Source organism: Streptomyces sp. L7 (genome assembly GCF_050990935.1).
Classification (GTDB): Bacteria; Actinomycetota; Actinomycetes; order Actinomycetales; family Microbacteriaceae; genus Leifsonia.
On sequence record NZ_CP194644.1, the window covers coordinates 3269911 to 3295689 of the forward strand.

Sequence of the window (25779 nt, forward strand, 5' to 3'; positions counted from 1 at the left end):
ACGATGACGGGCGGGGCGCGCATCCGGTTCCGCGGCTTCACCTGGCGCCCGGTCGGACGGCGGGACGACGTCTTCGCCGACTTCTCGCTGGAGATCGCACCCGGTGAGCGGGTCCTCCTGGTGGGGCCGAGCGGATGCGGGAAGTCGACGCTGCTCCGGGCGATCGCCGGGTCGCTGGGCGCTCTCGACGCCGCCGGCTCCGGCGACCACGACGGCGCCGTGCTCGTGGACGACGCAGCGCCGGCCGAGATGATGACCGGCCTTCTCCTGCAGGATCCCCGCGACGCGGCGGCCGCCGAGACGATCGGCCGCGACGTGGCCTTCGGACTGGAGAACACGGGCACTCCACGTCGCGAGCTGTGGGCGGCCGTTCATCGCTCCCTCCACGATGTCGGGCTGGCGCAGCCGATCGGTCATCCGGTGCGGGCGCTGTCGGGCGGAGAAGCGCAGCGACTGGCCCTGGCCGGCGCCCTCGTGTTCGACCCGCGGGTCGTGCTGCTGGACGAGCCCACCGCCATGCTCGACCGGGAGGCCGCCCGCGCCGTTCGTGCGGCCGTCGCCGAAGCCGTCTCGGCTGCCGGCTCGACCTTGGTCCTCGTCGAGCACGACGCCGAGGACTGGCTACCGGTGATCGACCGCGTCGTCGCCCTCAGCGAGGACGGGAGGATCGTCGCCGACGGAGACCCGCGCGACGTGTTCAGCAACCATGGACCGGGCCTCGCCGAAAGTGGGGTCTGGGTGCCCGGCTTCGCGGCTCCCGCGCCGGCCCGGCTGGACGCGGACCTCCTCGCCCCCCAGTCGCCCGTGCCCGTGGGGGAGGTGGCGGTGCGCGCCCGTCTCGGCGCGCTCGAACTCGACGTGCGCGCGGGCGAACTGCTCGCCGTCGTCGGTCCGAGCGGTGCCGGCAAGTCGACGCTCGGCGCCCTCCTCGCCGGCCTGCGTGAGCCGGCGACAGGCGACGTGCGGGTGGCGGCGGCGCTCGCCGTGGACGGCGACGATCGGCCGGGCGCCTGGAGTTCGGCCCAGATCGTGCGCCGCATCGGGTGGGCGCCGCAGGATGCGGAGCTCGCCGTGCTCGGCGCCACCGTACGGGAGGACGTCCGGCTCGCGGTGGCCCAGAGCGGGGGACGCGCGGAGGACGTCGACCGGCGAACTGACGACCTCCTCGCGGCGCTCGGTCTCAGCGCGCTCGCCGACGCGGATCCGCACCGGCTCTCCGGCGGCCAGTTGCGCCGCGCGGCCGTTGCCGGAGCAGTCGGAGCCCGGCCGGCGGTGCTCGTGCTGGACGAGCCGACGGTGGGGCAGGACCGCCTGACCTGGAGCGCCGTCGCCGGCCTCATCGAGGCCGCCCGGGAAGCGGGCGTGGCGGTGATCGCGGCGAGTCACGACCGGGAGCTGCTCGCCCTGGCCGATCGCACCCTCGCGCTCGAGCCCGGCGACGCTCGGGAGCTGATCCGTGCGGCGGGTGCGCCCGCGCACGACGCCGGTCGACCCCTCGGTGACGACGTGCCGGGCGCCCCGCGGCGCGGCGTCGCCGCCCGGTGCGGTCCGCTGTCCCTGCTTGCAGCGGCCGTGCTGCTCGTCGTGGGTGCGATCGGGATCGTCTCGCCGGCCTCCGGGGCCGCGGGGATCGCCGCATGGCTCGCGCTGACGCCGTTCGTGATGCGGGATGTGCGGGTTCCGGCGAGACGGCTCCTTCCGGGCCTCATCGCCGTCGTTTCCGTGGGATTCTCGTCGTGGCTGCTGAGTCAGGCGCAGAGCCCGGAGGTCGCGCTGACGGCCGCGCTGCGCATCGCATTCTTCGTGTTCCCGAGCGTGGCCCTGGCCGGTCTCGTTCGGCCCTCGGCGCTGGGCGACCACCTGGCCCAGCGGCTCCGGCTTCCCGGCCGCCCGGTCGTGGCGGCGATGGCGGCCGTCCAGCAGTTCGACCGTCTCACCGCCGACTGGCGCCGGCTGCGCAGTGTCCGCCGGATCCGCGGCGTGGCGGCCGGCCGGAATCCGCTCGCCCACGGACGTGAACTGGCAGGACTGACCTTCGCCGTCCTCGTGCAGTCCCTGCGCACAGCCGAGCGGATGGCGGTGGCGATGGACGCGCGCGGGTTCTCCGCCGCGCACGCGCGCGGCTACCGCCGGACCTGGGCCGAGCCGGCGCCCTGGCGACGCGCCGACACTCTCCTGCTGGCCCTCGCGGCGCTCGTCGCATGCCTCCCGGCCGCGGTCGCCGTCGCGTTCTGACGACGGCGACGAGGGGATCAGACCGGCCACTCCTCGCGGCGCCAGGCGGCGTCCCAGAACATCCATTCGTACCGGGATGCGGTCGCGAACGCCTGCCGCATCCGAGCGACGTCCGCGGGCGCGGCCGACTGCGCGGCGTCGTCCACCAAGCAGCGCGCGGTCGCTGTGGCGGCGGCGAAGGCGGGGTCGCCGTAGGTCCCGATCCAGTCGCCGTAGGGGTGGGCGCCGAGGTCGACCAGGCGTTCCGCGAGCCGACGCCCCACATCGTCGTAGATCCAGAAGCACGGCAGCACGGCAGCCACGATGACGGGATAGGAGGAGGTCGCCGTCAGGGCGAGCAGGTACGACGTGTACGCGGTGCAGGTCGGGGAGGCCTCCACCGTTGCGGCGTCCACCCCGTGCGACTCGTGGAGCTGTCGCTCGACCGCGATCGCGTTGGCCGCCGAATGACTCCAGAACGCGAGTGCGTCGGGATCGTGCGTCCGCGAGGCCGCCGCGGCCAGGACCTTCGAATGGGCCCCGAGGTAGGCCGCGTCCTGCGCGAGGTAGTGCGTGAAGGCCTCGCGCGGCAGCGTGCCGTCCTCGAGCCCCTGCAGGAAGGGGTGGGCGTCGATGGCGTCGCGGATGGGCCGGATGTCCTGCCACGCCTGGCCGGTGAACGTCATCGCCCCGCCCACAACCGTGCGAAGTGGTGGACCGGACCGTGGCCCCGGCCGACCTCGAGCCCGTCCGCCGCCTCCAGCGCGGCGCCGAGCCAGCTCCGGGCGTCGCCCACGGTCTCGCTCCAGGAACTGCGCTGCGGCCTGAGCGCGGCCAGCGCCGATGACAGGCTGCACCCCGTGCCGTGCGTGTTGACGGTGGCGATCCGCGGGCCGCGGAACAGCGTCACCCCCGAGGGGTCCGCGAGCACATCCACAACCTCGTCGGGCGTGTCCAGGTGGCCGCCCTTCGCCAGCACCTGCTGCGCGCCGCGCCGGACGAGCTCGCGCGCCTGATCGGCCAGCTCGTCCACCGTGGCCGCCTCCGTCGTCTCCAGGAGGGCCGCCGCCTCCGGCGCGTTGGGGGTGGCGATCGACGCGAGCGGCAGCAGCTCCCGCATCGCCTGCACCGCGTCGTCGCGCAGCAGCAGGTCGCCGCTGGTCGCCACCATGACCGGATCGAGCACCACGATCTCTCGCGGGTTCTCGAGGAGGAAGGCGGCGACCGTTTCGATGATCGCCGCGTTGGCGAGCATCCCGAGCTTGACCGCGTCGAGCCGGACATCGTCGGCGAGCACGCGCAACTGCTCCGCGACGAAAGGCGCGGGGACCTCGTGCACGCCGTACACTCCCCGGGTGTTCTGCGCGGTCAGCGCAGTGATGACACACGCGCCGTACGCGCCCAGAGCACTGAACGTCTTGAGGTCCGCCTGGATGCCGGCTCCGCCGGACGGGTCGCTTCCGGCAACGCTGAGGGCAACGGGAGGTCTCATGAGTCCGCCCCGTCCCACGCGCTCCTCAGCGCACGCGCGGCGGCCGCGACCTCCGGCCGTCCGCAGATCGCGCTGACCACGGCGATGCCTGCGGCTCCGGCGGCCCGCACGTCCGGCGTCCGTTCGATCCCGATGCCGCCGATGGCCACGCAGGGCCACGGGCTCGCCTGGACGATCGCGGCGAGCCCGTCGACACCGCACGGGTCCGCCGCATCGGGCTTGGTCTCCTGCGGCCAGACCGGCCCCACCCCGAGATAGTCGATGACACCGGACGGGAGGGCGCGCGCCCGGTCGACGTGACCGAGGGTCTGCACGGAGAGACCGAGGTAGGCGTCCGGGCCGAGGAGGCGGCGCGCCTCCACGGGAGCCAGATCGCTCTGGCCCACGTGCGCCCCATCGGCGCCGACGGCGGCCACGAGGTGCACCCGGTCATCGACGAGCACCGGCACGCGTCCGCGCACCGCGGCGACGACGGCGCGGCCGAGCGCGAGGAACTCGACGTCGGTCGCATCCGGATCGCGGAGCTGCACGACGCTCACGCCGCCCTCGATGGCCTCGTCGACCGTGGCCGGGACTCCGCGGCTCCCGCACAGCCGGGAATCGGTCACGAGGTAGAGCGAGAGATCGAGAGGCATCCGACCGGTCATGAGAGGCGGACGGACGCGGCCAGGCCTTCGGGGGTCAGCGCCGCCAGCCGGTCGATCAGCCCGACGGCGAAGCTGCCGGGCCCCTGGCTGGCGGCGGCCGCCTCGTCCGCCGCCACCGTCAGCACGGCGGTCGCGGTCGCGGCCGCAGTCAGCGGGTCGGCGCCGGTTCCCGCGAAGGCGGCCATCAGCGCTCCGAGCGCGCAGCCGACACCGGTGACCTGGGTCATCCACGGGTGTCCGTTCGCGATCAGCACGGTGCGCTCGCCGTCCGTGACGTGGTCGACCGGCCCGCTGACGGCCACGATGGTGCCGTAGGTCTGCGCGATCTCCTGCGCGGCCTCGAGCGCCGCTTCGGGGCTGTCCGTCGCGTCGACTCCTTTGCCTCCCGCGCCTCCCGTCAGGGCCATGATCTCGGAGGCGTTCCCACGGACGATCGTGGGCGACGACCGCAACAGCTCCAGCGCGAGCTCGGTGCGCCAGCGCAGGCCGCCCGCCGCGACGGGGTCGAGCACCCAGGGTGTCCCGGCGGCGGCCGCGGCCGCCGCGCTCAGGCGCATCGCGTCCGCCGTGTCGTCGTACGGCGTGCCCAGGTTGACCAGCACGCCGCTCGCGATCGGCGCGAACTCGGCCGCTTCGCGCGGGTTGTCGACCATCGCGGGGGCTGCGCCGACGGCCAGGAGAACGTTGGCGGTCCACTGGGCGACGACGATGTTCGTCAGGCACTGCACCAGGGGAGGCTGCGCCCGGAGCGCGTTGAGCGCGTCGCCGAGCGCGGGCGCGTCGATGGATGGAGAGAAAGAGGCCACGGATGACGTCCCTTCGCTAGTACTAACCAGATCAGGTTCGACGGGTATGTTCTCAGCCGGCCTCCAAGGGGACGGCACCCCGCGTCATCCACCACTCTACCGACGGTCTACCGGCACCCGGACCGGCCGCCGGTACTTGTCTCGTGTAAACATCATGTGACATTTGCCGCGCGGGCGCCCGACTCCGGTGCTGGAGCGCAACGGATTTCGTATGCTCGCACGCATGACGAGAACGCCGCCGGTCGGCACACTGCCCGCAGACACCCGTCGCGCCAGCGCGACCACCATCGAGAGCGGTGGCATCGAGGCCATCCCGCCGGAGCGCCGACACGGCTCGCCGTGGCAGCTCTTCGCCACGTGGACCGCGCCGAACCTCGAGTTCGCGACGATCTTCGTCGGCGTGATCGCGGTCGCATTCTTCGGGCTCGGCTTCTGGCAGGCGATGACGGCGCTGGTGTTCGGCACCGCGTTCGGTGCGCTGACGCAGGGGATCCTGTCGACGTGGGCCCGCGGGAGGGTCTCGCCCAGATGGTCATCGGCCGCACGGCGTTCGGCAGCCGGGGGAACATCCTCCCGTCGGCGCTGAACACGGTCATGGCCGGCCTCGGCTGGTTCGCGGTCAACTCGGTCAGCGGCGCGTTCGCCCTGACCACGCTCACGGGGATGCCGGCCGTGGTGTCGCTGCTGATCGTGGTCGTCGTCGAGGTCGTCGTGGCGTTCATCGGCCACGATCTGGTGCAGCTGTTCGAGCGCTACGCCACCTACATCCTCGGTGCGATCTTCCTCGTCGCGACCATCACCGTCTTCCTGCACGCGAACCTCGGCGCCCCGGTCAAGGGCGGCGGGTTCAGCTTCGCGGGCTGGACGCTCACGGCGGCGGCCGCCTTCGGTTACGCCGCAGGCTGGAACCCGTACGCGTCCGACTACAGCCGCTACCTCCCGGCGGACGCCAGCCGGAAGGTCATCGGCTGGGCGGCGGGCCTCGGCAACTTCGTCAGCTGCGTGGTGCTCATGGCCGCAGGCGCCGCCGCGGCCACGATCGCGGGCTTCAACCCGGACGACCCGACCGCCTCGTTCACGGCCAGCATGCCGGTGGTCATCCGCGACCTCACGCTGCTCGCGATCGCCGTCGGCGCCATCGCGGCGAACGCGCTGAACATCTACTCCGGCGCGATGTCCTTCCTCGCCGCCGGCATCCGCATCCCGTTCGCCTGGCGCCGTGCGATCGTCGCCCTCGGCTTCGGCGTCATCGGCTTCTTCATCGCGTGGAGCGCTCTGCCCGACGCGGGAGCGAAGTACGAGAACTTCCTCCTGGTCATCGCGTACTGGATCGCGCCCTGGCTCGGCGTCGTGCTGACCGACCGGCTCCTGCGCCGCGGGACGGAGATCGCGAGCCTGGTGACGAGCCACGCGAAGTACCGCAACCCGGCGGGCTGGATCGCGCTGGTGGTCGCGGGTGCGGTGTCCATCCTGCTGTTCTCGAACCAGCCCTTCTACACCGGCCCGGTCGCGAAGGCGCTCCCCATCGGCGATCTGACCCCGCTCGTCGGGTTCCTGCTCGCCGCCGCCCTCTACGGTGTGCTGTTCCGCGCGTTCCGGGTGCGGCTCGGCGCGCCGCTGGCCACCGAGCCGACGGTGATCGTCGGCGTGGACGCGGCGGACGAGGTCGCGTGAGCGGCGACGAGGACCGCGTCTATCCGACCGACGCGGAGAAGCTGGCCGTGGCCGCCGAGGAGGCCAGGCGCGGCGCGGCCGACGGCGGCATCCCGATCGGCGCCGCCGTGTTCGACGGCGACGGGAGGCTGCTGGGTAGCGGCCACAACCGGCGGGTGCAGGACGGCGACGCCTCCATGCACGCCGAGACGAACGCCTTCCGCAACGCGGGACGCCAGCGCAGCTACCGCGACACCGTCATGGTGACCACGCTCTCGCCGTGCTGGTACTGCTCGGGCCTGGTGAAGCAGTTCGGCATCGGCCGCGTCGTCGTCGGCGACGACCGCAGCTTCGTCGGCGGCCAGGACTGGCTGGCCGGGCACGGAGTCGACGTCACGGTCGTCAACGACCCTGGCCTGATCGAGACGATGGGGGCGTTCATCGCGCAGAACCCGGAGCTCTGGAACGAGGACATCGGCGAAGACTGACGCCGTCGGCGACGGCCGGGTCCTGAACCTGAGGATCCGGAGGCTTTTCGCACCGTGTCGGAGGCGGACGCACAGCAGCGGCTTGATTGACTGTGAGTGTGAACGACACCCCCAAGCGCGACCGCCGGCTCGAGGCCCAGAAACACGCGGCCGAGTTGCGGCTGCAGGAGCAGCGCCGGGCCCGCCGCCGCGGGTTCCTGATCGGAGGCGGCGCCGCGGTCGCGGTGCTCGCCGTGGCCGGCGTCATCGCCGGGGTCGTGCTGAACGGCCCGTCGTCGACGCCGGCATCCGGCGCCGGCGGAAGCACCTCCACGTCCTCCACCGCCTCCGCGAGCGCGGGAGTGTGGACCGCACCCGCCGACGTGGAGGGGGCGGTTCGCGCCGCGGGCCTGCAGATGCTGTCCGCCGAGGGGACGGCACTGCACATCCACCAGCACCTCAGCGTCACGGTGGACGGCGCGTCCGTCGCCGTTCCCGCCGGCATCGGCATCGACGAGGCGCAGCAGCGGATCTCGCCGATCCACACGCACGACGAGTCCGGCATCATCCACGTCGAGTCGGCGGAGGTGCGGACGTTCACGCTGGGACAGGTGTTCGACGAGTGGGGCCAGAAGCTCGGGACCGGTCAGGTCGGGACCTACCGGGACGGTGCCGACGGCCAGACCGTCACCGTCTTCGTGAACGGCACGGCGTACACCGGGGACCCGCGCACGATCGCGCTCACCTCGCACGAGGACATCGACGTCGTCGTCGCGAAGAAGGGGACGACGGCCTCCGCGCCGAAGCCGTTCACCTGGCCTGCGGGGTACTGAGAGCCGTCACCGGCCGCCGAGGCCCGCGCGACGGAAAGGCCCTCACGCCGGCTCGGGTCCGAGCCCCGGCGACCCGGGTGAGGCGTCCTGCCGATCCAGCCCGCGCCACACCGGGAACACCAGGGGCGCGATCGTCGCCACCAGCATCACGGCGCCCGAGACCACGCACGCCCAGGTGAGACCGACGCCCTGCGCGAGGAGGCCGCCGAGCAGCGACCCGAACGGGACGCCCAGGTACGCGCTCGCCTTCATCGCCCCGAGCACGCGGGTCTGCAGCAGCGCGGGCACCCGCTCGTACTGCACCGCCCCGATGATCGGGTTCGGGACGCCGCCGAAGACGCCGCACACGAAGAACACCGCCGCGACGGCGACGACGGAGGTCCAGCCCGCGACCGCGAAGAACGGGGGCGCCGACGCCAGGAGGGTGCAGCAGGCGAAGGTGAACCAGCGCGGGAGCCGCCGGCCCAGCCACGCGGTGAGCAGCACGCCGACCAGCATCCCGAGCCCGGAGGCGCCGCCGACCACACCGAACGCGACGGCGTCGTGCACCCGGTCGTGCGCCCAGACCGGGAGGAACACCGCGCTCATGGCCTGGTCGAGCAGGTTCGTGAGCACGATGAGGGCCAGGAGGCTGAGCAGGAGCCGGTCGGCGCGGAGGAAGCGCAGCCCCTCCCGCAGCTCGGCCAGGTAGGCGCGCACGCCGAGCCTGCGCGCGGCGGAAGGGGCCCCCGCGTCCGCCTGGACCCGGGGCACTGTCGCCGCCACGACCACGACGGCGCAGAGGAAGGTCAGACTGTCGATCAGGATCGTGACCGCCGGCCCGACCAGCGCGACCAGCACGCCCGCGAGCGGCATCCCGACCAGCAGCGACGCCCGGTTCGCTCCCGAGTACAGCCCGACCGCGCGCTCGTCGCTCCAGCGGGCCAGTCGGGCGAGCGGCGGGATCATCGGGGTGGAGGCCGCGTCCGCCGCACCGCGCACCGCCCCGGCCACCGCGACCAGCGCTACGAGTGCGCCGAGCGGGAGGTCGCGCAGCGCGCCGAGCAGGAAGACCGCGAACACCGCCGCCGCGGCGACGAGGTTGCCGATCAGGAAGGTGCGGCGCAACCCGACCCGGTCGACCAGCGGGCCGGCCGTCGCCTGCAGCAGCACGTACGGGGCCATCTCTGCGAACCCGACCAGGCCGGTGGCGACGGCGCTGCCGGTCGTGACCAGCACGAGCCACGGGATGGCGATGGCCGACAGCGCCGTGCCGGCGCCCGATACCAGGTAGGCGCCGATCAGCCCGAGGAGCGGAGCGCGGCGGGGCGCGATGTCGGTCATGGCTCCGGGAAGAGCTGGAACTGCGCGTGCACCCGGACCCCGTCGCCGGCGTCCGCCCCCGGTTCGCGCCGGAACCGCGTCACGAGCTCGCGCACGGCCGCCGTGACCTCCCGCGCCTGCTCGACGGTCAGCGTGAGCGGCCAGTCGCTGACCGTCCAGGGCAACTCGGGCAACTCGTCCACCTGGCTGGACAGCGTGTCCACCCACGCCAGCACGCGCCGGTGCGACTCCTCGGCGTTGAGCCGCACGAACTGCACCGCCTGGTCGACGGTCGCCTCGGTCGCGGCGTCGCCGGGCACCCGGAACGAGAAGGAGGTCGACCGGTGCACCGCGCGCCACCAGCGGTCCCGGTCGTTGCCGCGCTCGGCGTCCTCCTCGATGAAGCCGTGCTGGGCGAGCACGCGGAGGTGGTAGCTGGTGACGCCGGTGGACTGGCCCACGCGCCGGCCGAGCTCGGTCGCGGTGGAGGGCCCATCTGCCTGGAGGAGGTCGAGCAGCCGCAGGCGCAACGGGTTGACCAGCCCGCGCATGGCGGAGGGGCTGAGCAGCACATCCCGGGCGGGGTCGAGGTCCGGGAACGGGTTCGGCTCGTCGGTCATACGAGCAGTGTAATCGCAGAAAAGATTCTGCAAAAGAGTTTCTGCAATAGAGAATGACACAGCTCGCGGGCCTCGTGGACCAGGCGTTCCCGTTCCTGGAGGGCGAGCTGCGGTTCTGGCCGGATGTTTCGAATTGCGCGGTCCGCGTGACGAGTTGCGTGGCGTGCCCTGGCTGACATATGATGTACTCAACATTCGGACCCACTCGGCGCAGCCGGGTGGGTCCTTCGTTTCTGGGGGGAAACTTTGAAGAACTGGATTGACTTGAGCGCCCAAGTGCAAAAGCATGTGGATCGCGGGCTCGATCTAGGCGGCGTGAAGACAAGCACGTTCGCCATGTTCCTGTACTCGAGCAATTACTACCGTGTGAGCGGGTACGCGCGCTGCTTCTACGAAACCGATGCAGACAAGTACGTCGCTGGGGCGACCGCAGCGCAGCTCATGGACATCTACGACCTCGATCGCTCCATCCGCAATCTCGTCCTCGATGGAGTCGGTGTGGTCGAACCGACGCTACGCAGCCGAGTCGCGTTCCACGTCGCGAAGGTCGTAGGTGGTGGAGATGGATATCTCGATAAGGCGCTCTATCTGCCGATCGGGCCGGAGCCGCCTCTATCCGATGAAAAGGCGCACGATCGGTGGCAGGCCGAGGTCGAGAACCGCGACAAGGTTCTGGCTACTTTCAACAAGATTCAGGGGCGCCACGAGATCTTCATCAGGCACCACATCAATAAGGGCGACCCTATTCCGTTTTGGGCTGCTATCGAGGTGGTTTCGATTGGCACATTCTCTCGATTCCTGCGGGCGCTTCGCGACAAGGTTGTCCTTGAGCCGGTCACCAAATCATTACAACTAGAGGACGAGCGGAAGCTCCTCCAGGCTATTCAGAACATCACCTTCCTGAGAAACATTGCCGCCCATCACGGCAGGCTGTGGAATCGACGATTCGATGGATACGTCGCGCTCCCCTCCATCGCGCTCCAAGTGAAGAGGCAATTTCTCTCTCCCCGGACTCCGGCCGCGGCGCTGACACTCCTCGCCGGCCTGGTCGACCAGATCGAAGGTGACACCGGATACTCAACAAGCTTGCTCGACTTGGTTCATTCGGAACCCGCGTTCGTCGACGGTTTCTACAGTCCGATCCTCTAATCATTTCGGGACGCCGTAACCGACGCGTGACCTCCGGCGTAACCGCCGATGCCGGTACCGGTGCACCCGATAGGCTGGGCGCGTGCTTCTCTCCGATCGTGACATCAAGGCCGAACTGGGTGCCGGGCGGATCGCGCTGGAGCCGTACGAGCCGGCGATGGTCCAGCCCTCGAGCATCGACGTCCGGCTCGACCGCTTCTTCCGCCTGTTCGACAACCACAAGTACCCGTTCATCGACCCCGCGGTCGACCAGCCGGAGCTGACCCGGTTCGTCGAGGTGGACCCCGATCAGGCGTTCATCCTGCACCCGGGCGAGTTCGTGCTCGGGTCGACGTTCGAGCTGGTGAGCCTGCCCGACGACGTCGCGGCGCGGCTGGAGGGCAAGAGCTCGCTCGGGCGGCTCGGCCTCCTCACCCACTCCACGGCGGGCTTCATCGACCCTGGCTTCTCCGGGCACGTGACCCTGGAGCTGAGCAACGTCGCGACGCTCCCGATCAAGCTCTGGCCCGGGATGAAGATCGGCCAGATGTGCTTCTTCCGGCTGTCGTCCGCGGCCGAGAAGCCGTACGGGTCGGCGGAGTACAGCTCCCGGTACCAGGGCCAGCGCGGCCCGACGGCCTCGCGTTCGTATCTCAACTTCCACCGGACCGACGTGTCAGCGACCGAAGCAGGACGTCCCTCCAGCTAGATCCCCCCGACCCGAGAGGGCTGCCCATGAGCGAGTCGACCGATTCCCTTTTCGCGCGAGCCCTGATCGCGGCCGAGCCGACGCCGGAGCGTCCGCAGCGGATGCACCTCTTCGGGCAGCTCGTCGGGAGCTGGCGGGCCGATGTCCGCTTCCTGGACGAGGCCTCCGGCGGGTGGACGGATCGGGTCGAGGAGTGGGTGTTCGCGTACACGCTCGGCGGCCGGGCGGTGCAGGACGTGCTGGTGGCGCCCGATCCGTCGCGCCCGGACGAGCTCGCCGCCCACGGCTCGACCGTGCGCGTCTACGACTCGACGCTCGGCGCGTGGCGGGTGAGCTGGTTCGGTGCGGCGGCCGGCGACTTCTGCACGCTGGTGGCGACGCCGCATCGCCGGGACGGCATCCGGCAGGACGGCACCCAGACCGACGGGCGGCCGATCCGGTGGAACTTCTCGAAGATCACCGGCGAGTCGTTCGAGTGGGACGGCTGGGTCTCGAACGACGAGGGCCGGACGTGGTGGCTCGAGCAGCATATCGACGCGCGACGCACGGGCTGATCCGCCCGAGGCAGTGGATGTGCGGTCCTGCAACTTCTACCTCGGCGAACTGTTCCGTCGCCGAATGGATTCGGTTCGCGGCATACGCTCCGTCAGTTATCCACAGTCGATTACACAGGTGGAAAATAGTGAGTCAGACTCACAGCTGACCTGAAGCTTCGGGTGCATCGTCGGCGTAGAGCGCGGGGAGCTGAAGGGTCAGCCACGGGCTGAACGCCCACGGCGTGGCCTCCACAGCGGCCAGCAGCGAGCGCGGGTCGACCCACTCCCACTCGGCGACTTCGGCGGGGGACGGGTTCAGGTCGCCGGCGATCGTGGCCGTGTACACGGGGCAGAGTTCGTACTCGACGATGCCGGCCGCATCCGTGGCGCGGTACCGGAAGTCGGGGATCACCGGAACGAGGTTGTCGACGGATGTGCCGAGCTCGTCCGCTGCGCGGCGCGCGACCGCGTCCTCCATCGACTCGCCGGGCGCGGGATGGCCGCAGAACGAGTTGGTCCAGACGCCAGGCCACGTCGCCTTGCTCAGTGCGCGCCGGGTGACGAGGATGCGGCCCTCGCCGTCGAAGAGATGGCAGGAGAAGGCGAGGTGGAAGGGCGTGCCCGTGGTGTGGACGGTCGCTTTGTCCGCGGTCCCGATCGGGGTGCCGTCCTCCCCGAGCAGGACGACCTCTTCGCGCGGTGACGTCATGCGTCCATCCTAGGCGCGGGAGGCGGGACGACCGAGGGGCGCGGCCTCGCGGTCGCGCCCCTCGGCGGCGGGTGGGCGGGGCGGTCAGTCGGCCGCAGTGCCGGTGTCGGTATCGTCGGCGTTGTTGCCCTCGGCGGCATCGTCTGGCTGGGCTGCGGAGGGCGTCCAGCCGAGGTTGCGGGCCATCGCCTCGAGGGTCGCCAGGGTGGTGGCCAGATCGGCGGGGTCGATCCCCTCGGCCACCGTGGCGCGCACCGAGTCGACCCGCTCGGAGGCGGCGTCGTGCGCCGCGCGTCCCTCGTCGGTCAACGTCGCGCGATCGCCGTCGAACCAGACCCAGCCGCGCTCGACGAAGTCCGCGAGGATGCGGTCCACGCTGCCGCGGCAGCGCCCCTCGAAGCCGTGCCGGCCGGCGAACGGGGGCCGGCCGTGACCGAAGTGCTCGTGGCCGAAGGCCTCCGGGCCGAACCGTCCGGGGCCGAAGCCGCGACCGTAGCGTCCGCGACCGAACCCGCCGTACCCGAACCCGCCGGGGCCGAAGCCGTGCCCGGCGTGACCGAACGGGGTTCCGCGCTCGACGCCGCGGAGGAAGCCACGCTCGAAGCCGCGCTCGAATGCCTGCTCGGCGCCGTGGTGGGGATGAGGGTGGTGGGAGTGCTGGTCGTGCTCGTGGTGGTCGTCGACGTGGTCGTGCTCGCCGTGGTCGTGCGCTGCACTCTGAGCGCGCGCGCTGTCGTGCTCCATCCACGCGCGGTACATCTCCTGGCGGCGCTCCCACTCGCGCCGCATCCAGTCGGGGTGGCCGCGCCACTCCGCGACGCGGTTGCTGCGTGGGTCTGCTCGCCGGAGGGGACGCCATCCGGGTGCGCGGCCGCCTCAGCCGGCCGTTCGGCGGCGGCGGTGGCACGACCGCCGATCGGGCGGCCGCCGCGACGTCCGCGGTGCGGCAGGGAAGCGTACAGCTCATCGGCGGTTGCCGGGCCGTCCGCGAGGGTGTGGAGCACGCGCCAGCCCCGGCGGCCGAGGTCGAGCTCGTGGAGCTCGTCGCGCGTCCGGGCGCGGAGGCGGGCGCTGATCTCGCCGAACCAGAAGGACGGCGGGGTGTCGGATGAATCGTGGGTGTTCGAGTCGTCGATGGTCGTCATCGGAAGACTCCCTTCGTTTTTCTATGTACCATTACAAGTGAATGTATAGTTACATGCATGGCTGAGGATCGTCAAGAGCAGGACCGTTCGCCCGAAGCGGACGTGGTCGCACTCATCGAGCGTTCACTGGTCGCCGTCCGCCGCGACCAGTCGCGCCGCCGGCCGACGGGGCCGTGGGACCACGGCGCCTACCCCGGCCACGGTCACGCCGACCACGGCCGTGGTGGTGACGGCATGCATGACGGACGCGCCGACGCCAGCGCCGACAACGGCCGGGACTCCGCCCCGACCGGCAGCGACGACACCGACGCACGAGACGGCACAGCCGCCCACGACCACCACGGCCGCTCCCACGCCGCGCCCCACGGCTTCGACCCGCACACCTGGTCCGCGCGCGGCCCCTGGCCCGGCTTCCCTGGCCCGTTCGGCGACTCCGCCCGGCCAGGCCCCGGCCGACGCGGCCGCGACGGCTCGCTCGGCCGGTTCGCCCGCATCCGCATGCTCGAAGCGCTCGCCGCGGCAGACGCTGAGGGCCGGCAGCTCTCGGTCAGCTCCCTCGCCACCGCCATCGGCGTCGATCAGCCGCGCGCGAGCCGGCTCGTTCAGGAGGGCGTCGAGCGCGGGCTCGTGCGGCGCGTCCCGGATCCGTCCGACGCGCGGCGGGCGCTCATCCAGCTCACCAGCGCCGGACGTTCCCAGCTCGGCGAGGTGCAGGACCACCGCCGCTCCGCCGTCGAGACCGCCCTGGCCTCCTTCACTCCAGAGGAGGCCCGCACCTTCGCCGAACTGTTCGCCCGCTTCGTCCAGGCGTGGCCCCGCTGACCGCCGTCCTCCATCGCCAACGGAGGACATCCCGCGTCACGCCGCGCCGATCTCCTCCGTTCGCTGCCGCGGACCGGCGCGTCGCACCGGATCTCCTCCGTTGCCGACGCCGCGCGGAAGCTACCGCGGCGACCGCACCGGCACCAGAAGCACCAGCCCCACCAGCAGCACGAGTACGATCCCGAGAATCCCCCAGTACTGCGCGCCACCGACCGAGACGAACAGTGCGAACAGCAGCGGCGCGACGAACGACACCGCGCGCCCGCACGTCGCGTACAGCCCGAACACTTCGCCCTCGCGTCCGGCCGGCGTCACCCGGGCCAGGAAGGTCCGGCTCGCCGACTGCGCCGGTCCGACGAACAGGCACAGGACCAGCCCGAACACCCAGAACGCGATCGCCCCGGCGTCGTGCAGGAAGAACACCGCCAGACCCGCGATCACCAGCCCCACCAGCGCCGTGACGATCACCGGCTTCGCGCCGAACCGGTCGTCGAACCGCCCCGACAGCACCGTGCTCAGCCCCGCGACGACGTTCGCCGCGATCGCGAACACGATCACCCCCGACTGGCTGAACCCGAACGTCCCCTTGGCGAGGATGCCGCCGAAGGTGAACACGCCCACCAGCCCGTCCCGGAACAGGGCCGACGAGATGAGGAACATCACCGTGTTCCTGCTCTCCCGCCACAGCACCCCGAGGTCGCGGAACAGCAGCCCGTACGACGCGAAGAACCCGACCCGCGGCAGCCGCCGGTTGGCCGGGGCCTCCGGCACCTTCAGCAGCACCGGGATGGACAGCGCGAGGGTCCAGATCGCGGCGACCAGTGCGACGAGCCGGTAGTTGAGCCCCTGGTCCGTCGAGACGTGGAGGATGCCTCCTGTGCCGTCGCCGTTCGGGGAGGCCAGCAGCACGAGCACGATGACGAGCAGCAGGATGCCGCCGAAGTAGCCGCTGGCCCAGCCGAGCCCGCTCACCCGGCCGACCGTCTTCGGGGTGGAGACCTGCACCAGCATCGCGTTGTAGTTGACGGTCGCGATCTCGTAGAACACCGTGCCGACCGCGACGAGCACGACGCCGAACAGGAAGAACGACGGTTCGCCGACCACGAAGAACATCAGCGCGGTGATGACCACAACGACCCCGGTGTTGATCCCCAGCCACAGCTTCCGTCGGCCGGACCCGTCCGTCCTCCGGCCGAGCACGGGCGCGAGGACGGCGACGACGATCCCGGCGATCCCGATGCCCCACGCCAGCCCGCTGGAGAGGCCGGCGATCGCACCGGTCACCGCGTGGTGCGCCGGGCCGGAGGCGTCCTTCTCCGCGTCTTGCGCCGAGACCAGCCCGGGGAGATGAAGTAGCTGGAGGTCAGGTAGACGGTGAAGACGAACGTGGTGATCACCGCGTTGAAGGCCGCGCCGCCGGCGTCCCACAACGCCCACGACGCCACCCAGCCGCGCGGGATGCGGCGCTCGGTGGAGCTCTCGGCGAAGATCGGGCCCGCCGCGGTCGCGAGGGCGTCGCCGTCGCCGCCCGCCGGTCGTTCGGTCGTCATGGGGACAGCGTAGGGCGTGGCGGGGAACCGACGGTGAACGCGCGCGAGGTCAGTCGCCCGTGCCCGTCACGTGGGCCCGGAACCACGCCGTCACCGGTTCGCTGTCGCGAAGGAATCCCGCGATCCGGTCGGCGGCCTCCGGAGTGGCGAACCAGTCGGGGACGCCCCAGTCGGCCCAGGTGATGATCCCCTTGTACCGCAGCAGTTCGGCGCGCGGATGGTCGCCCGGGTAGCCGCGCGGGGAGGTCTTGAGCTGCTCGGGTATCTCGATGGCGATCCCCGAGGCCCGCAGCGCGGCGAGTGCAGTCTCCAGCTCGCCGCCGGTGCGCGGCGCGTCCACGGCGCGGCGGTAGCGGTCGAGTTGCTCCTTGTCGAGCTGGTACACGCCCGCTCCGCCTGCGAGACCCTCCGCGGAGACCTGCACGTACCCGCCGCGCGCGAACGTGAGTGCGGCGTGAAGCTTGTACGGCGACTTGTCCGGTGAGAACCGCACGTCCCGGTAGGGACGGAACAGCCGGCCGTCGCCGAAGGCCGGTTCGAGGACCTCCGCGAGAGCGTGCATCGGTGCCGCGACCCGCTGCTCGTAGCGCTCACGGTTGGCGAGCCAGAAGGCCTTGTCGTTGTGCAGCGTCAGCTCGCGGTAGAACGCGATCGCGTCCTCGTCGAACCCGGTGAATGTCATGGCCCGATCGTACGTCGCGGCGTCGTCCGCCCGGATGGAGGTTGTCGGGACGCCCGTTCGTGCGGATGCTGTCGGTATGGACACGATGAGGATCGCGGTCGCCGGCGGCACCGGCGTGGTGGGCGCTCGCACGGTCGAGGCGCTGAAGAAGGCCGGCCACGAGACGGTGGTGCTGAGCCGCTCGGAGGGCGTCGACCTCCTCGCGGCGGCGCGCGACACCGGCGAGGCGCACCGGCTCGCCCGCACACTCGACGGCTGCGCGGCGGTGGTGGATGTGACCTCGGTGACGACGATGGGCGGCGCGGCCTCCACAAACTTCTTCGAGGCGGTCACGGCGGCGCTGCTCACCGCCGAGCGGGCTGCGGGAGTGCCGCACCACGTCGCGCTCTCGATCGTCGGCGCGGCGGCGGCCCCGTACGCCTATTACGCGGGCAAGGCCGCGCAGGAGCGGATCGTGATGACGAGCGGCGGCGGCTGGAGCCTGCTGCGGGCGACGCAGTTCCACGAATTCGCGCAACAGCTCGCGGCGCGCTCGCGCGGCCGCGTCAAGCTGGTCCCGGCGGTGCGGTCGCAGCCGGTGGCGGCGGCGGAGGTCGGCGCGCGCCTCGCCGAGCTGGCGACCGGCGAACCGGGCGGGCTGAGCCGCGACCTCGGCGGTCCGCGTGCGGAGGACATGCCGACGCTCGTCCGCCGCTACCTCGCCGCGACCGCGACGCCGGGCCGCGTGTTCGCGGTCCCGCTGCCCGGACGCTGGGGCCGAGCGCTGCGCGACGGCACCCTCCTGCCCGGCCCCGAGGCCCAGCTCGGAACGCAGACCTTCGACGACTGGCTCGCCACCGCCACCCCCACCCGCTGACCGCAGCCATCTCTTCCTCACTTCCTCCCGCGACACACCGGCAACGGGCGCGAGAAAGTGAGGAAGCGATGGCTGCGCGGCGTCAGTCGGCGGAGGCGGGAGGCTCCGCGGAGGCGTTGGCGTGGGCGTGCGTGTGCCGTGGGCCGCCGCGCAGCGGCACCCCGGCGACGGCGAGCACGAGCGCCAGCACGGCGCCGCAGAAGATCGCGATGTCCGCGACGTTCCCGATGAACCAGTTCGCGTAGGCGATGAAGTCGACCACGTGCCCCTGGCCGAACGACGGCGCGCGGAACAACCGGTCGCCGAGGTGGGTGACCGCGCCGCCGAGCAGGAGTCCGAAGGCGACCGCCCAGGAGCGCGCGCCGACCCGCCGCGAGAAGTAGAGGAGCGCGACGACGGCCAGCGCGGCGATGATCGTGAACACCCAGGTCTGGTCGACCAGGAAGGAGAACGCCGCACCCGAGTTGTAGACGAGCTGGATGCCCAGCAGGTTGCCGATCAGCGAGCGGTAGACGCCCTCCTGCAGAGTGGAGGTCGCCCAGAGCTTGGTGAGTTGGTCCACGAGCGCCACCACAACCGCGATGACCAGGATGAGCACCAACGCGCGCGAGCGGCGGCGCGGGAACTCGGCGTCCGTGGCCGTGGCCGCGGACTCGGTCTCGGACGGTGGGGTGCTCTCGGTCACCCAGTCATCCTCGCACTTTCCCTGAAGGGCTACACCGACACCGGCAGCGTGTACTGCGCGGCCCCGCCGTCCCCGCGCACCTGCCGGTGGATGTCCTCCATCGTGATGTCGAGCTGCCCCGCCGTTCCCGCCGCAGCGGTGAGGTCGCGCAGCAGCGGCTCCGGCACCTCGCCGTCGTACTTGTAGTAGATCTTGTGCTCGAGGCTGGCCCAGAAGTCCATCGCCACCGTGCGGAGCTGGATCTCCACCGGCACCGCGACCGGCCCGCCGCTGAGGAACACCGGCACCTCGACGATCACGTGGAGGCTCTTGTAGCCGTTGGGCTTCGGGTGCGCGATGTAGTCCTTGACCCGCAGCACGCGCACGTCCTCCTGGGCGGTCAGCAGCTCGAACACGCGATAGACGTCGGAGACGAAGGAGCAGACGATGCGCACGCCGGCGATGTCGGTGATGGCCTCGCGGATGGCGTCGAACGATGGCTCGCAGTTTTTGCGGATGACTTTCTGCTCGAGGCTCTCGGCCGATTTGAGCCGGCTGGAGATGTGCTCGATCGGGTTGTAGTCCTGCAGCTCGGCGAACTCCTCGCGCAGGATGGAGACCTTGGTGGAGATCTCGTCGATGCCGAACTTGTACGGCATGATGAACCGCGCGAAGTCTTCGCGGAACGCCTGCACCTCGCTCAACGTCGCCGGGTCGATGCTCTGCAGAGCCTCGATGGCCCGGGTCGAGAGCAGCGGTGCAGGGTCCGAATCCATGTCTCCGACGTTATCGACGCGGGTTGTGCAAGCGGTGTGAATCGGCTGTCGGAATAGACCGGCTCGTCTCAAAGTTGAGTCAAATGTACTCAAGTTTGAGCTGGACGGCTTGACACCCTCGCCTTCGGGATGTCAGGCTTGAGCCGTCGAGGCTCAACTCTTGACCCCACAGACTTACACCGGCTACCACGCCCGCAACAAAGGAGAGAAAGCACACATGTCACGTGCAGTAGGAATCGACCTCGGAACCACCAACTCCGTCGTCTCAGTGCTCGAGGGCGGCGAGCCCACGGTCATCGCCAACGCGGAGGGCTTCCGCACCACCCCGTCCGTCGTCGCGTTCACCAAGGACGGCGAAGTGCTCGTCGGCGAGACCGCGAAGCGCCAGGCGGTCACCAACGTCGACCGCACCATCTCGTCCGTCAAGCGCCACATGGGCACCGACTGGACCCAGGAGATCGACGGCAAGAAGTACACCGCCCAGGAGATCTCGGCCCGCATCCTGCAGAAGCTGAAGCGCGACGCCGAGCAGTACCTCGGCGACACCGTCACCGACGCCGTGATCACCGTCCCGGCCTACTTCAACGACGCCGAGCGCCAGGCCACCAAGGAGGCCGGCGAGATCGCGGGCCTCAACGTGCTCCGCATCATCAACGAGCCCACCGCTGCGGCCCTCGCGTACGGCCTCGACAAGGGCAAGGAGGACGAGCTCATCCTCGTCTTCGACCTCGGTGGCGGAACCTTCGACGTCTCCCTCCTCGAGGTGGGCAAGGACGACGACTTCTCGACCATCCAGGTCCGTGCGACCGCCGGCGACAACCGCCTCGGCGGCGACGACTGGGACCAGCGCGTCGTCGACTGGCTGATCAAGCGCTTCAAGGACTCCACCGGCGTCGACGTCTCCAAGGACAAGATCGCGCTGCAGCGCCTCAAGGAGGCCGCCGAGCAGGCCAAGAAGGAGCTCAGCTCCTCGATGAGCACCAGCATCCAGCTCCCCTACCTGTCGCTGACCGAGAACGGCCCGGCCAACCTCGACGAGACGCTCACCCGCGCCCAGTTCGAGCAGATGACCAGCGACCTCCTCGACCGCACCAAGAAGCCGTTCCAGGACGTCATCCGCGAGGCCGGCATCAAGGTGTCCGACATCGCGCACGTCGTGCTCGTCGGCGGCTCCACCCGCATGCCCGCCGTGAGCGAGCTCGTGAAGCAGGAGACCGGCGGCAAGGAGCCGAACAAGGGCGTGAACCCGGACGAGGTGGTCGCCGTCGGCGCCGCCCTGCAGGCCGGTGTCCTCAAGGGCGAGCGCAAGGACGTCCTCCTGATCGACGTCACCCCGCTGTCCCTGGGCATCGAGACCAAGGGCGGGATCATGACCAAGCTCATCGAGCGCAACACGGCCATCCCGACCAAGCGCAGCGAGACCTTCACCACGGCCGACGACAACCAGCCGTCCGTCGCGATCCAGGTCTTCCAGGGCGAGCGCGAGTTCACCCGCGACAACAAGCCGCTCGGCACCTTCGAGCTGACCGGCATCGCGCCGGCCCCCCGCGGCATCCCGCAGATCGAGGTCACCTTCGACATCGACGCCAACGGCATCGTGCACGTGTCCGCCAAGGACAAGGGCACCGGCAAGGAGCAGTCGATGACGATCACCGGCGGGTCCAGCCTGCCGAAGGACGACATCGAGCGCATGGTGCGCGAGGCCGAGGAGCACGCGGCGGAGGACAAGAAGCGCCGCGAGTCCGCCGAGACCCGCAACCAGGCCGAGCAGCTCGTCTACTCGAACGAGAAGCTCATCAAGGACAACGAGGACAAGCTCCCCGAGGACGTCAAGAACGAGGTCCAGGGCGACATCGACGCGCTGAAGACCGCGCTCGCCGGCGACGACGACGAGGCCGTGAAGACCGCGTACGACAAGCTCAACGAGAGCCAGCAGAAGCTCGGCCAGGCGATCTACTCGGCCGCGCAGGCGTCCGAGGCTCCGGCCGGCGACGCGGGCGAGGCGGGCGCTCAGGGCGAGGGCTCCACCTCCGACGATGAGGACGTCATCGACGCCGAGGTCGTCGAGGACGAGGAGAAGAAGTAACCATGGCCGACCAGAACCGCGACCCGAACGGGGAGGACGCAGCCGGCTCGGAGGAGCCGGAGCGCGATCAGCCGATCATCCGCGACAAGCGGAGGATCGACCCCGAGACCGGCAAGGTTCGCGAGCCCCAGGGCGAAGAGCACGACCTCGCGCACGAGGAGCTGGTGGACGTCGGTCCGGGCGAGGAGGAGAGCGTCCTGTCTGACGACGACCTCGACATCCTCTCCGGCCAGACCACGTCCGACCAGCTCGCGGCGGAGCGGCTCGCCGACCTCCAGCGGGTGACCGCGGAGTACGCGAACTACCGCAAGCGCACCGAGGCCAACCGGGAGATCGAGCGCGAGCGCGCGATCGGGGACGCCGTCAAGGGTCTCATCCCGGTGCTCGATGACGTGGAGCGCGCCGACAAGCACGGCGACCTGACGGAGGGCAGCGCGTTCGCGACCATCGCGGCCAAGCTGCGCACCGCGGTCGAGCGGCTCGGCCTCACCCCGTACGGCGAGAAGGGGGAGCCCTTCGACCCGCAGGTCCACGAGGCGATCTTCCAGCAGCCCACCCCGGGCGTGACGGCCGACACGGTCGCCGAGGTGGTGGAGACCGGCTACCGGCTGGGCTCCACCGTGGTCCGGGTCGCCAAGGTGGTCGTCGCCACCCCGGCCTGACCGGGAGGATGAGCGCCAGGAGCGGCGGGATGCGTGTCCCGCCGCTCCTGGCGCCACGACACATGCAGACTTCGAGACAGATCACGACAGCACAGGCAGGAGAGGAGGCGCCGTGGCAAGCCAGGACTGGTTCGACAAGGACTTCTACAAGGTCTTAGGCGTCTCCAAGGACGTCAGCGAGGCGGACCTCAAGAAGACGTACCGCAAGCTCGCCCGCAAGTACCACCCGGACTCCAACCCGGGCGACCCCGCCGCGGAGGCCAAGTTCAAGGAGATCAGCGAGGCCCACTCGGTGCTCGCCGACCCCGAGCAGCGCAAGGAGTACGACCAGATCCGGGCGATGGGCTCCGGCGCGCGCTTCACCGCACCGGGTTCGGCCGGCCAGGGCGGGTTCGACGACGTTTTCGGCGGGATGTTCGGCGGCGGCCAGGGCGGCCAGCGCTACACATTCCAGCAAGGCGGGCAGGGCGGCTTCGACGACGTGTTCGGCGGCCTGTTCGGCAACGGCCGGTTCGGCACCACCAGCGGAGGCTTCCGCGGCTACGGCGGCCCGACCCGCGGCAACGACGTGACCGCGCACACCACCATCGACTTCGTCACCGCCACCAAGGGCGAGACCATCAGCCTGCAGGCCGGCGACGGCAAGCCGTTCAAGGTCAAGATCCCCGCGGGCGTCGCCGACGGCCAGAAGATCAAGCTGCGCGGCAAGGGTCAGCCCAGCCCGGACGGCGGCGAGGCGGGCGACATCGTCCTCACCGTGACCGTGCGCAAGCACCCCGTGTTCGAGCGCGACGGCCTCAACCTCCGCGTAACGGTGCCGGTCACCTTCGCCGAGGCCGCGCTCGGCGCGACCATCGAGGTGCCGACGCTCGGCGGCGACCCCGTCAAGCTGCGCGTCGCCCCCGGGACCCCGAGCGGCCGCGTGCTGCGGGTGAAGGGCCGCGGCGTCCAGACCGTGAAAGGCACGGGCGACCTCCTGGCGGTCGTGCAGATCGCGGTGCCGTCGCACCTGTCCGCCGACGCCAAGGAGGCGCTGGAAGCCTTCGCCGCCACGCTGCCCGACGAGAATCCGCGCGACGACATCCTGGCGAAGGCGAGGAGCTGAGTCCGCTCATGGACGAGAACACCCAGGTCTTCGTGATCTCCATCGCAGCGGAGCTGGCGGGGATGCACCCGCAGACGCTCCGGCAGTACGACCGCCTCGGGCTCGTGAGCCCGGGCCGGACGGCCGGCAAGTCGCGCCGCTACTCGATGCGCGATGTCGCGAAGCTGCAGGAGATCGCGCGGCTGGGGTCGGAGGGCGTCAGCCTGGAGGGCATCCGCCGCATCCTGGAGCTGGAGGACCATGTCGCCGCGCTGAGCGGCCGGGTGCGCGAGCTGGAGACGGCGCTCGCCGACGAGCTGCTCAACCGGCCCGGCCGGCGGGTGTTCGCCGCCGGCTCGGAGGGCGACGTCGTCTCCTTGCGTGCCGGCACCCGTGTCCGCCGCAGCAACCAGGTCGTCGTCTGGCGCCCGCTCGACCGGTAGCGGCCTCCCGGACGGAACGAAGCCGGCCGACGCCGAGGAACGGCGCCGGCCGGCTTTCTGCCTGTTTTCAGTAGGCGACGTACGGGACGTCGTACCAGGTCGCGGCGATGGTCCTCGCGTTCGGCGGCAGCGAGGTGACCTTCATCGGCGTCGGGTTGTGCACGGGGAGGCCGGTGCCCAGGCCGGCGTTGTTCTCGTCGATCAGGCCCGCGAACCAGACGTCGCCCGAGTTGTCGAGCACGAGCAGGTGATGCGCACCGCAGGCCATCTCCTTGACGTCGTCGACGAGGACCTTCGCCCAGGTCTTGCTCGGCGTGGTCGTGCCGATGCCGAGGTAGCCGCGCCCGGCGCCGTTGCTCCCGATCGCCCAGAGGGAGTTGTCCGAGGTCTTGGCGAAGTACGCGCCGCCGGTCGAGTCGAGCGGGTGCAGCGCCCAGATCTCCTCGATGGTCCCGGGCGGACCCGCGATCTCCTGCACGTTGCCGTTGTTCGCATAGTCGGCGGGCGAGATGGAGGTGGCCTGCGTGCCCGAGAACAGGAGACGCCCGTCGGTCGTGAGCATCATGACCGAGTTGTCCTCGCTCTGCTTCACGCTCTTCACGCCGGCGACCGGCGTGCCATCGGGCATCATCAGCTGCTCCATCGCACCGCGGACGGCCGTCCTCGGCAGTCCGTTGGAGTAGTTCCGGAAGCTCGCGCTGGATCCGGTGAACCAGACCGTGCCGTCCTCGAGGCTCCAGACGAGGGTGTCGCCGAACCGGTTGGGGCTGAGCGTCGCAGGTTTGGCGGGGAGGTTGCCGCCGATCTTCTCCCACTGGGTCAGGGAACGCGAGCCGGTGGCGTCGCCGGGGATCGCGAGGTAGTTGGAGACCTGCTCGCCCACCGCCCACCAGTCGCCGGCGGAGTCCTCCACCACGAACAGTCCCTGCTCGGAGCCGCAGGTGTCGACGATCCCGCGGACGGCGTCCGTGAACGCGGTGCCGTCCTTCTTGAGCGGTTCGATGGGGTTCAGCACCGAGACTTCGTTGCCGCCCGTCCCGACCTCCGCGAACGGGTTGTAGCCGCCCGTGCGGAGCCTCCCGCTCTCGGTGACGAAGAGGTACGAGCTGATACTGGCGTGGACGCTCGAGAGGCGCTCGTCGATCGCCATCGGAGTCGGCCACGCGACTGCGTTGCGGCTGGAGCCGTTGCCGGTCTGGCCTTCCGGTGTGTGGCCGCCGACGGCGTAGACATGGGCGGTGCGTGCCGTCAGGGTCGAGACGGCGCTGCCGCCGTTCCCGGTGGCGGTGATCGTGGCCACCGTGTCGCCCTTGCCGTACGGCGGGATCGCGACGTAGACCGCCGCCACCCCGTTCGATGCGGTGGTGACCGTGACGGACTGGGTTGCGGTGAACGTGGCGTTGGTCGCGGCGGTGAAGAACGAGAACCCTGCGCCGCTCAGGGTCAGGGTGACCGTCGTGGCGCGGGGCGGCGACACAGCGATCGGGACGACGGTCGCGGTCGACCGTGCTGCGGTGGGGGCGCCCAGCGGCAGGCCGTTGGCGCCGAAGTTGGTGGCGATCGACCAGCCGCCGCCGATGACACCGGTCAGTGAGGGCGGGATGGTGACCGGGCCGTCGGTGGACGCGGCGTAGGCCGGTGATGCGGTGGCCGCCACGACGGCGGGGACGCTCCAGGCGCTCGCCGCGACGACGGTGCGTCGGGAGGGGAGGCGACGCCCTGCGTCTGGTCGCTGAGCTTCGTTGGTACTCGACATGTGGTTCCTTGTTTCTCGATGTTGCTTCGGCGATGAAGCCGCCACCGCAGGACGCTAAGGGGGCCATGTCGTCGTTCCCGCGGATCGCGGCCGTCTGCACGGGCATCCGGGGGAGAACTCACCGTCCGCTTCACCTT

29 protein-coding genes and 1 riboswitch are annotated in these 25779 nt (G+C 70.9%); of the genes, 15 read left to right on the forward strand and 14 right to left on the reverse strand.

Going from position 1 to position 25779, the window contains the following annotated elements; genetic code table 11:
• Nucleotides 1-3: 3 nt before the first annotated feature.
• Nucleotides 4-2235: an ATP-binding cassette domain-containing protein gene (locus ACR5MH_RS16635; protein ID WP_433861964.1), complete on the forward strand. Its 2232-nt coding sequence runs from the start codon at nt 4-6 to the stop codon at nt 2233-2235.
• 17 nt (nt 2236-2252) lie between these two features.
• On the opposite strand, the gene ACR5MH_RS16640 is transcribed toward ACR5MH_RS16635, so the two are convergent.
• The 4 genes from ACR5MH_RS16640 to thiM all read right to left on the reverse strand — a co-directional run bounded on the left by ACR5MH_RS16640 (nt 2253) and on the right by thiM (nt 5159).
• Nucleotides 2253-2900: a TenA family protein gene (locus tag ACR5MH_RS16640; RefSeq protein WP_431348205.1), complete on the reverse strand. Its 648-nt coding sequence runs from the start codon at nt 2898-2900 to the stop codon at nt 2253-2255.
• A complete protein-coding gene (gene thiD / locus ACR5MH_RS16645) occupies nt 2897-3706 on the reverse strand; it encodes a bifunctional hydroxymethylpyrimidine kinase/phosphomethylpyrimidine kinase (protein WP_431348206.1) in 810 nt (269 codons plus the stop codon). Before thiD ends, ACR5MH_RS16640 begins: the two co-directional genes overlap by 4 nt.
• The gene (gene thiE / locus ACR5MH_RS16650; RefSeq protein ID WP_433861965.1) at nt 3703-4341 is read right to left on the reverse strand and encodes a thiamine phosphate synthase; all 639 of its coding nucleotides are present in this window, start codon (nt 4339-4341) and stop codon (nt 3703-3705) included. Before thiE ends, thiD begins: the two co-directional genes overlap by 4 nt.
• Nucleotides 4342-4349: 8 nt before the next feature.
• On the reverse strand, nt 4350-5159 hold the full coding sequence (gene thiM / locus ACR5MH_RS16655; RefSeq protein WP_433861966.1) for a hydroxyethylthiazole kinase: 810 nt from the start codon (nt 5157-5159) through the stop codon (nt 4350-4352).
• A riboswitch (TPP riboswitch) is annotated at nt 5151-5251 on the reverse strand. Its footprint overlaps the gene before it by 9 nt.
• 131 nt (nt 5252-5382) lie before the next feature.
• Between thiM and ACR5MH_RS16660 the strand changes: the two genes are divergently transcribed.
• The 4 genes from ACR5MH_RS16660 to ACR5MH_RS16675 all read left to right on the forward strand — a co-directional run bounded on the left by ACR5MH_RS16660 (nt 5383) and on the right by ACR5MH_RS16675 (nt 8112).
• The gene (locus tag ACR5MH_RS16660) at nt 5383-5745 is read left to right on the forward strand and encodes a cytosine permease (RefSeq protein ID WP_433861967.1); all 363 of its coding nucleotides are present in this window, start codon (nt 5383-5385) and stop codon (nt 5743-5745) included.
• Complete coding sequence (locus ACR5MH_RS16665; protein WP_433861968.1) at nt 5661-6833, forward strand: purine-cytosine permease family protein; 1173 nt, start codon at nt 5661-5663, stop codon at nt 6831-6833. Before ACR5MH_RS16660 ends, ACR5MH_RS16665 begins: the two co-directional genes overlap by 85 nt.
• Nucleotides 6830-7300 carry a nucleoside deaminase gene (locus tag ACR5MH_RS16670; protein WP_431348209.1) on the forward strand — a complete coding sequence of 157 codons (471 nt, stop codon included), beginning with the start codon at nt 6830-6832 and terminating at the stop codon, nt 7298-7300. Before ACR5MH_RS16665 ends, ACR5MH_RS16670 begins: the two co-directional genes overlap by 4 nt.
• A gap of 98 nt (nt 7301-7398) precedes the next feature.
• Nucleotides 7399-8112 carry a hypothetical protein gene (locus tag ACR5MH_RS16675; protein ID WP_431348210.1) on the forward strand — a complete coding sequence of 238 codons (714 nt, stop codon included), beginning with the start codon at nt 7399-7401 and terminating at the stop codon, nt 8110-8112.
• 42 nt (nt 8113-8154) lie between these two features.
• Here ACR5MH_RS16675 and ACR5MH_RS16680 read toward each other — a convergent pair whose 3' ends face one another.
• Both ACR5MH_RS16680 and ACR5MH_RS16685 read right to left on the reverse strand, forming a co-directional pair.
• The gene (locus tag ACR5MH_RS16680; RefSeq protein WP_431348211.1) at nt 8155-9435 is read right to left on the reverse strand and encodes an MFS transporter; all 1281 of its coding nucleotides are present in this window, start codon (nt 9433-9435) and stop codon (nt 8155-8157) included.
• Nucleotides 9432-10034, reverse strand: coding sequence for a helix-turn-helix domain-containing protein (locus ACR5MH_RS16685; RefSeq protein WP_431348212.1), 603 nt, complete (start codon nt 10032-10034; stop codon nt 9432-9434). The genes ACR5MH_RS16680 and ACR5MH_RS16685 overlap by 4 nt, the downstream gene beginning before the upstream one ends.
• A 264-nt stretch (nt 10035-10298) precedes the next feature.
• On the opposite strand from ACR5MH_RS16685, the gene ACR5MH_RS16690 reads away from it, so the two are divergent.
• The 3 genes from ACR5MH_RS16690 to ACR5MH_RS16700 all read left to right on the forward strand — a co-directional run bounded on the left by ACR5MH_RS16690 (nt 10299) and on the right by ACR5MH_RS16700 (nt 12425).
• Complete coding sequence (locus ACR5MH_RS16690; protein ID WP_431348213.1) at nt 10299-11183, forward strand: Abi family protein; 885 nt, start codon at nt 10299-10301, stop codon at nt 11181-11183.
• Between the two features lie 82 nt (nt 11184-11265).
• Nucleotides 11266-11871, forward strand: a complete 606-nt coding sequence (dcd, locus tag ACR5MH_RS16695; RefSeq protein ID WP_185275885.1) for a dCTP deaminase — start codon at nt 11266-11268, stop codon at nt 11869-11871.
• Between the two features lie 26 nt (nt 11872-11897).
• Nucleotides 11898-12425: a hypothetical protein gene (locus ACR5MH_RS16700; protein WP_433861969.1), complete on the forward strand. Its 528-nt coding sequence runs from the start codon at nt 11898-11900 to the stop codon at nt 12423-12425.
• A 139-nt stretch (nt 12426-12564) separates the two neighbouring features.
• On the opposite strand, the gene idi is transcribed toward ACR5MH_RS16700, so the two are convergent.
• Together idi and ACR5MH_RS16710 are read right to left on the reverse strand one after the other, a co-directional pair.
• The gene (gene idi, locus ACR5MH_RS16705; RefSeq protein WP_431348215.1) at nt 12565-13116 is read right to left on the reverse strand and encodes an isopentenyl-diphosphate Delta-isomerase; all 552 of its coding nucleotides are present in this window, start codon (nt 13114-13116) and stop codon (nt 12565-12567) included.
• 84 nt (nt 13117-13200) lie between these two features.
• Nucleotides 13201-13905, reverse strand: coding sequence for a hypothetical protein (locus ACR5MH_RS16710; RefSeq protein ID WP_431348216.1), 705 nt, complete (start codon nt 13903-13905; stop codon nt 13201-13203).
• Nucleotides 13906-13946: 41 nt separating this feature from the next.
• Here ACR5MH_RS16710 and ACR5MH_RS16715 point away from each other — a divergent pair, with 41 nt between their 5' ends.
• On the forward strand, nt 13947-14228 hold the full coding sequence (locus ACR5MH_RS16715) for a hypothetical protein (RefSeq protein WP_431348217.1): 282 nt from the start codon (nt 13947-13949) through the stop codon (nt 14226-14228).
• 90 nt (nt 14229-14318) lie between these two features.
• Nucleotides 14319-15083 carry a MarR family winged helix-turn-helix transcriptional regulator gene (locus tag ACR5MH_RS16720; protein ID WP_431348218.1) on the forward strand — a complete coding sequence of 255 codons (765 nt, stop codon included), beginning with the start codon at nt 14319-14321 and terminating at the stop codon, nt 15081-15083.
• A gap of 120 nt (nt 15084-15203) precedes the next feature.
• On the opposite strand, the gene ACR5MH_RS16725 is transcribed toward ACR5MH_RS16720, so the two are convergent.
• The 3 genes from ACR5MH_RS16725 to ACR5MH_RS16735 are packed head-to-tail and all read right to left on the reverse strand — an operon-like array spanning nt 15204 to nt 17315.
• Nucleotides 15204-16367: an MFS transporter gene (locus ACR5MH_RS16725; RefSeq protein WP_433861970.1), complete on the reverse strand. Its 1164-nt coding sequence runs from the start codon at nt 16365-16367 to the stop codon at nt 15204-15206.
• Complete coding sequence (locus ACR5MH_RS16730) at nt 16364-16633, reverse strand: hypothetical protein (RefSeq protein ID WP_433861971.1); 270 nt, start codon at nt 16631-16633, stop codon at nt 16364-16366. Before ACR5MH_RS16730 ends, ACR5MH_RS16725 begins: the two co-directional genes overlap by 4 nt.
• 49 nt (nt 16634-16682) lie before the next feature.
• On the reverse strand, nt 16683-17315 hold the full coding sequence (locus tag ACR5MH_RS16735) for a DUF2461 domain-containing protein (protein ID WP_431348220.1): 633 nt from the start codon (nt 17313-17315) through the stop codon (nt 16683-16685).
• 76 nt (nt 17316-17391) lie between these two features.
• Here ACR5MH_RS16735 and ACR5MH_RS16740 point away from each other — a divergent pair, with 76 nt between their 5' ends.
• The gene (locus ACR5MH_RS16740; RefSeq protein WP_431348221.1) at nt 17392-18171 is read left to right on the forward strand and encodes an SDR family oxidoreductase; all 780 of its coding nucleotides are present in this window, start codon (nt 17392-17394) and stop codon (nt 18169-18171) included.
• An 82-nt stretch (nt 18172-18253) separates the two neighbouring features.
• Here the strand turns inward: ACR5MH_RS16740 and ACR5MH_RS16745 are convergent, their stop codons facing one another.
• Both ACR5MH_RS16745 and ACR5MH_RS16750 read right to left on the reverse strand, forming a co-directional pair.
• Nucleotides 18254-18856: a signal peptidase II gene (locus tag ACR5MH_RS16745; RefSeq protein ID WP_431348222.1), complete on the reverse strand. Its 603-nt coding sequence runs from the start codon at nt 18854-18856 to the stop codon at nt 18254-18256.
• A gap of 29 nt (nt 18857-18885) precedes the next feature.
• Nucleotides 18886-19611, reverse strand: a complete 726-nt coding sequence (locus ACR5MH_RS16750) for a GTP pyrophosphokinase (RefSeq protein ID WP_431348223.1) — start codon at nt 19609-19611, stop codon at nt 18886-18888.
• A 217-nt stretch (nt 19612-19828) separates the two neighbouring features.
• On the opposite strand from ACR5MH_RS16750, the gene dnaK reads away from it, so the two are divergent.
• The 4 genes from dnaK (at nt 19829) to ACR5MH_RS16770 (ending at nt 23886) form a co-directional block, all read left to right on the forward strand.
• Nucleotides 19829-21697, forward strand: a complete 1869-nt coding sequence (gene dnaK / locus ACR5MH_RS16755; protein WP_431348224.1) for a molecular chaperone DnaK — start codon at nt 19829-19831, stop codon at nt 21695-21697.
• Nucleotides 21698-21699: 2 nt separating this feature from the next.
• Entirely contained in the window at nt 21700-22359 is a 660-nt protein-coding gene (locus ACR5MH_RS16760) for a nucleotide exchange factor GrpE (protein WP_431348225.1), read from the forward strand.
• 112 nt (nt 22360-22471) lie between these two features.
• Nucleotides 22472-23464, forward strand: a complete 993-nt coding sequence (locus tag ACR5MH_RS16765; RefSeq protein ID WP_431348226.1) for a DnaJ C-terminal domain-containing protein — start codon at nt 22472-22474, stop codon at nt 23462-23464.
• Nucleotides 23465-23472: 8 nt separating this feature from the next.
• The gene (locus tag ACR5MH_RS16770; protein ID WP_431348227.1) at nt 23473-23886 is read left to right on the forward strand and encodes a heat shock protein transcriptional repressor HspR; all 414 of its coding nucleotides are present in this window, start codon (nt 23473-23475) and stop codon (nt 23884-23886) included.
• Between the two features lie 67 nt (nt 23887-23953).
• On the opposite strand, the gene ACR5MH_RS16775 is transcribed toward ACR5MH_RS16770, so the two are convergent.
• A complete protein-coding gene (locus ACR5MH_RS16775) occupies nt 23954-25642 on the reverse strand; it encodes a hypothetical protein (RefSeq protein WP_433861972.1) in 1689 nt (562 codons plus the stop codon).
• Nucleotides 25643-25779: the final 137 nt, after the last annotated feature.

Coding starts and splice junctions, on each gene's coding strand:
- ACR5MH_RS16685 (WP_431348212.1), bottom strand. CDS start 10,034: ATGACCGACGAGCCGAACCCGTTCCCGGACCTCGACCCCGCCCGGGAT.
- ACR5MH_RS16740 (WP_431348221.1), top strand. CDS start 17,392: ATGGACACGATGAGGATCGCGGTCGCCGGCGGCACCGGCGTGGTGGGC.
- thiD (WP_431348206.1), bottom strand. CDS start 3,706: ATGAGACCTCCCGTTGCCCTCAGCGTTGCCGGAAGCGACCCGTCCGGC.
- ACR5MH_RS16735 (WP_431348220.1), bottom strand. CDS start 17,315: ATGACATTCACCGGGTTCGACGAGGACGCGATCGCGTTCTACCGCGAG.
- ACR5MH_RS16770 (WP_431348227.1), top strand. CDS start 23,473: ATGGACGAGAACACCCAGGTCTTCGTGATCTCCATCGCAGCGGAGCTG.
- ACR5MH_RS16760 (WP_431348225.1), top strand. CDS start 21,700: ATGGCCGACCAGAACCGCGACCCGAACGGGGAGGACGCAGCCGGCTCG.
- dnaK (WP_431348224.1), top strand. CDS start 19,829: ATGTCACGTGCAGTAGGAATCGACCTCGGAACCACCAACTCCGTCGTC.
- idi (WP_431348215.1), bottom strand. CDS start 13,116: ATGACGTCACCGCGCGAAGAGGTCGTCCTGCTCGGGGAGGACGGCACC.
- ACR5MH_RS16640 (WP_431348205.1), bottom strand. CDS start 2,900: ATGACGTTCACCGGCCAGGCGTGGCAGGACATCCGGCCCATCCGCGAC.
- ACR5MH_RS16750 (WP_431348223.1), bottom strand. CDS start 19,611: ATGGATTCGGACCCTGCACCGCTGCTCTCGACCCGGGCCATCGAGGCT.
- ACR5MH_RS16720 (WP_431348218.1), top strand. CDS start 14,319: ATGGCTGAGGATCGTCAAGAGCAGGACCGTTCGCCCGAAGCGGACGTG.
- ACR5MH_RS16775 (WP_433861972.1), bottom strand. CDS start 25,642: ATGTCGAGTACCAACGAAGCTCAGCGACCAGACGCAGGGCGTCGCCTC.
- ACR5MH_RS16660 (WP_433861967.1), top strand. CDS start 5,383: ATGACGAGAACGCCGCCGGTCGGCACACTGCCCGCAGACACCCGTCGC.
- ACR5MH_RS16680 (WP_431348211.1), bottom strand. CDS start 9,435: ATGACCGACATCGCGCCCCGCCGCGCTCCGCTCCTCGGGCTGATCGGC.
- ACR5MH_RS16635 (WP_433861964.1), top strand. CDS start 4: ATGACGGGCGGGGCGCGCATCCGGTTCCGCGGCTTCACCTGGCGCCCG.
- thiE (WP_433861965.1), bottom strand. CDS start 4,341: ATGCCTCTCGATCTCTCGCTCTACCTCGTGACCGATTCCCGGCTGTGC.
- ACR5MH_RS16730 (WP_433861971.1), bottom strand. CDS start 16,633: ATGACGACCGAACGACCGGCGGGCGGCGACGGCGACGCCCTCGCGACC.
- ACR5MH_RS16700 (WP_433861969.1), top strand. CDS start 11,898: ATGAGCGAGTCGACCGATTCCCTTTTCGCGCGAGCCCTGATCGCGGCC.
- ACR5MH_RS16710 (WP_431348216.1), bottom strand. CDS start 13,905: ATGCGGCGCGAGTGGGAGCGCCGCCAGGAGATGTACCGCGCGTGGATG.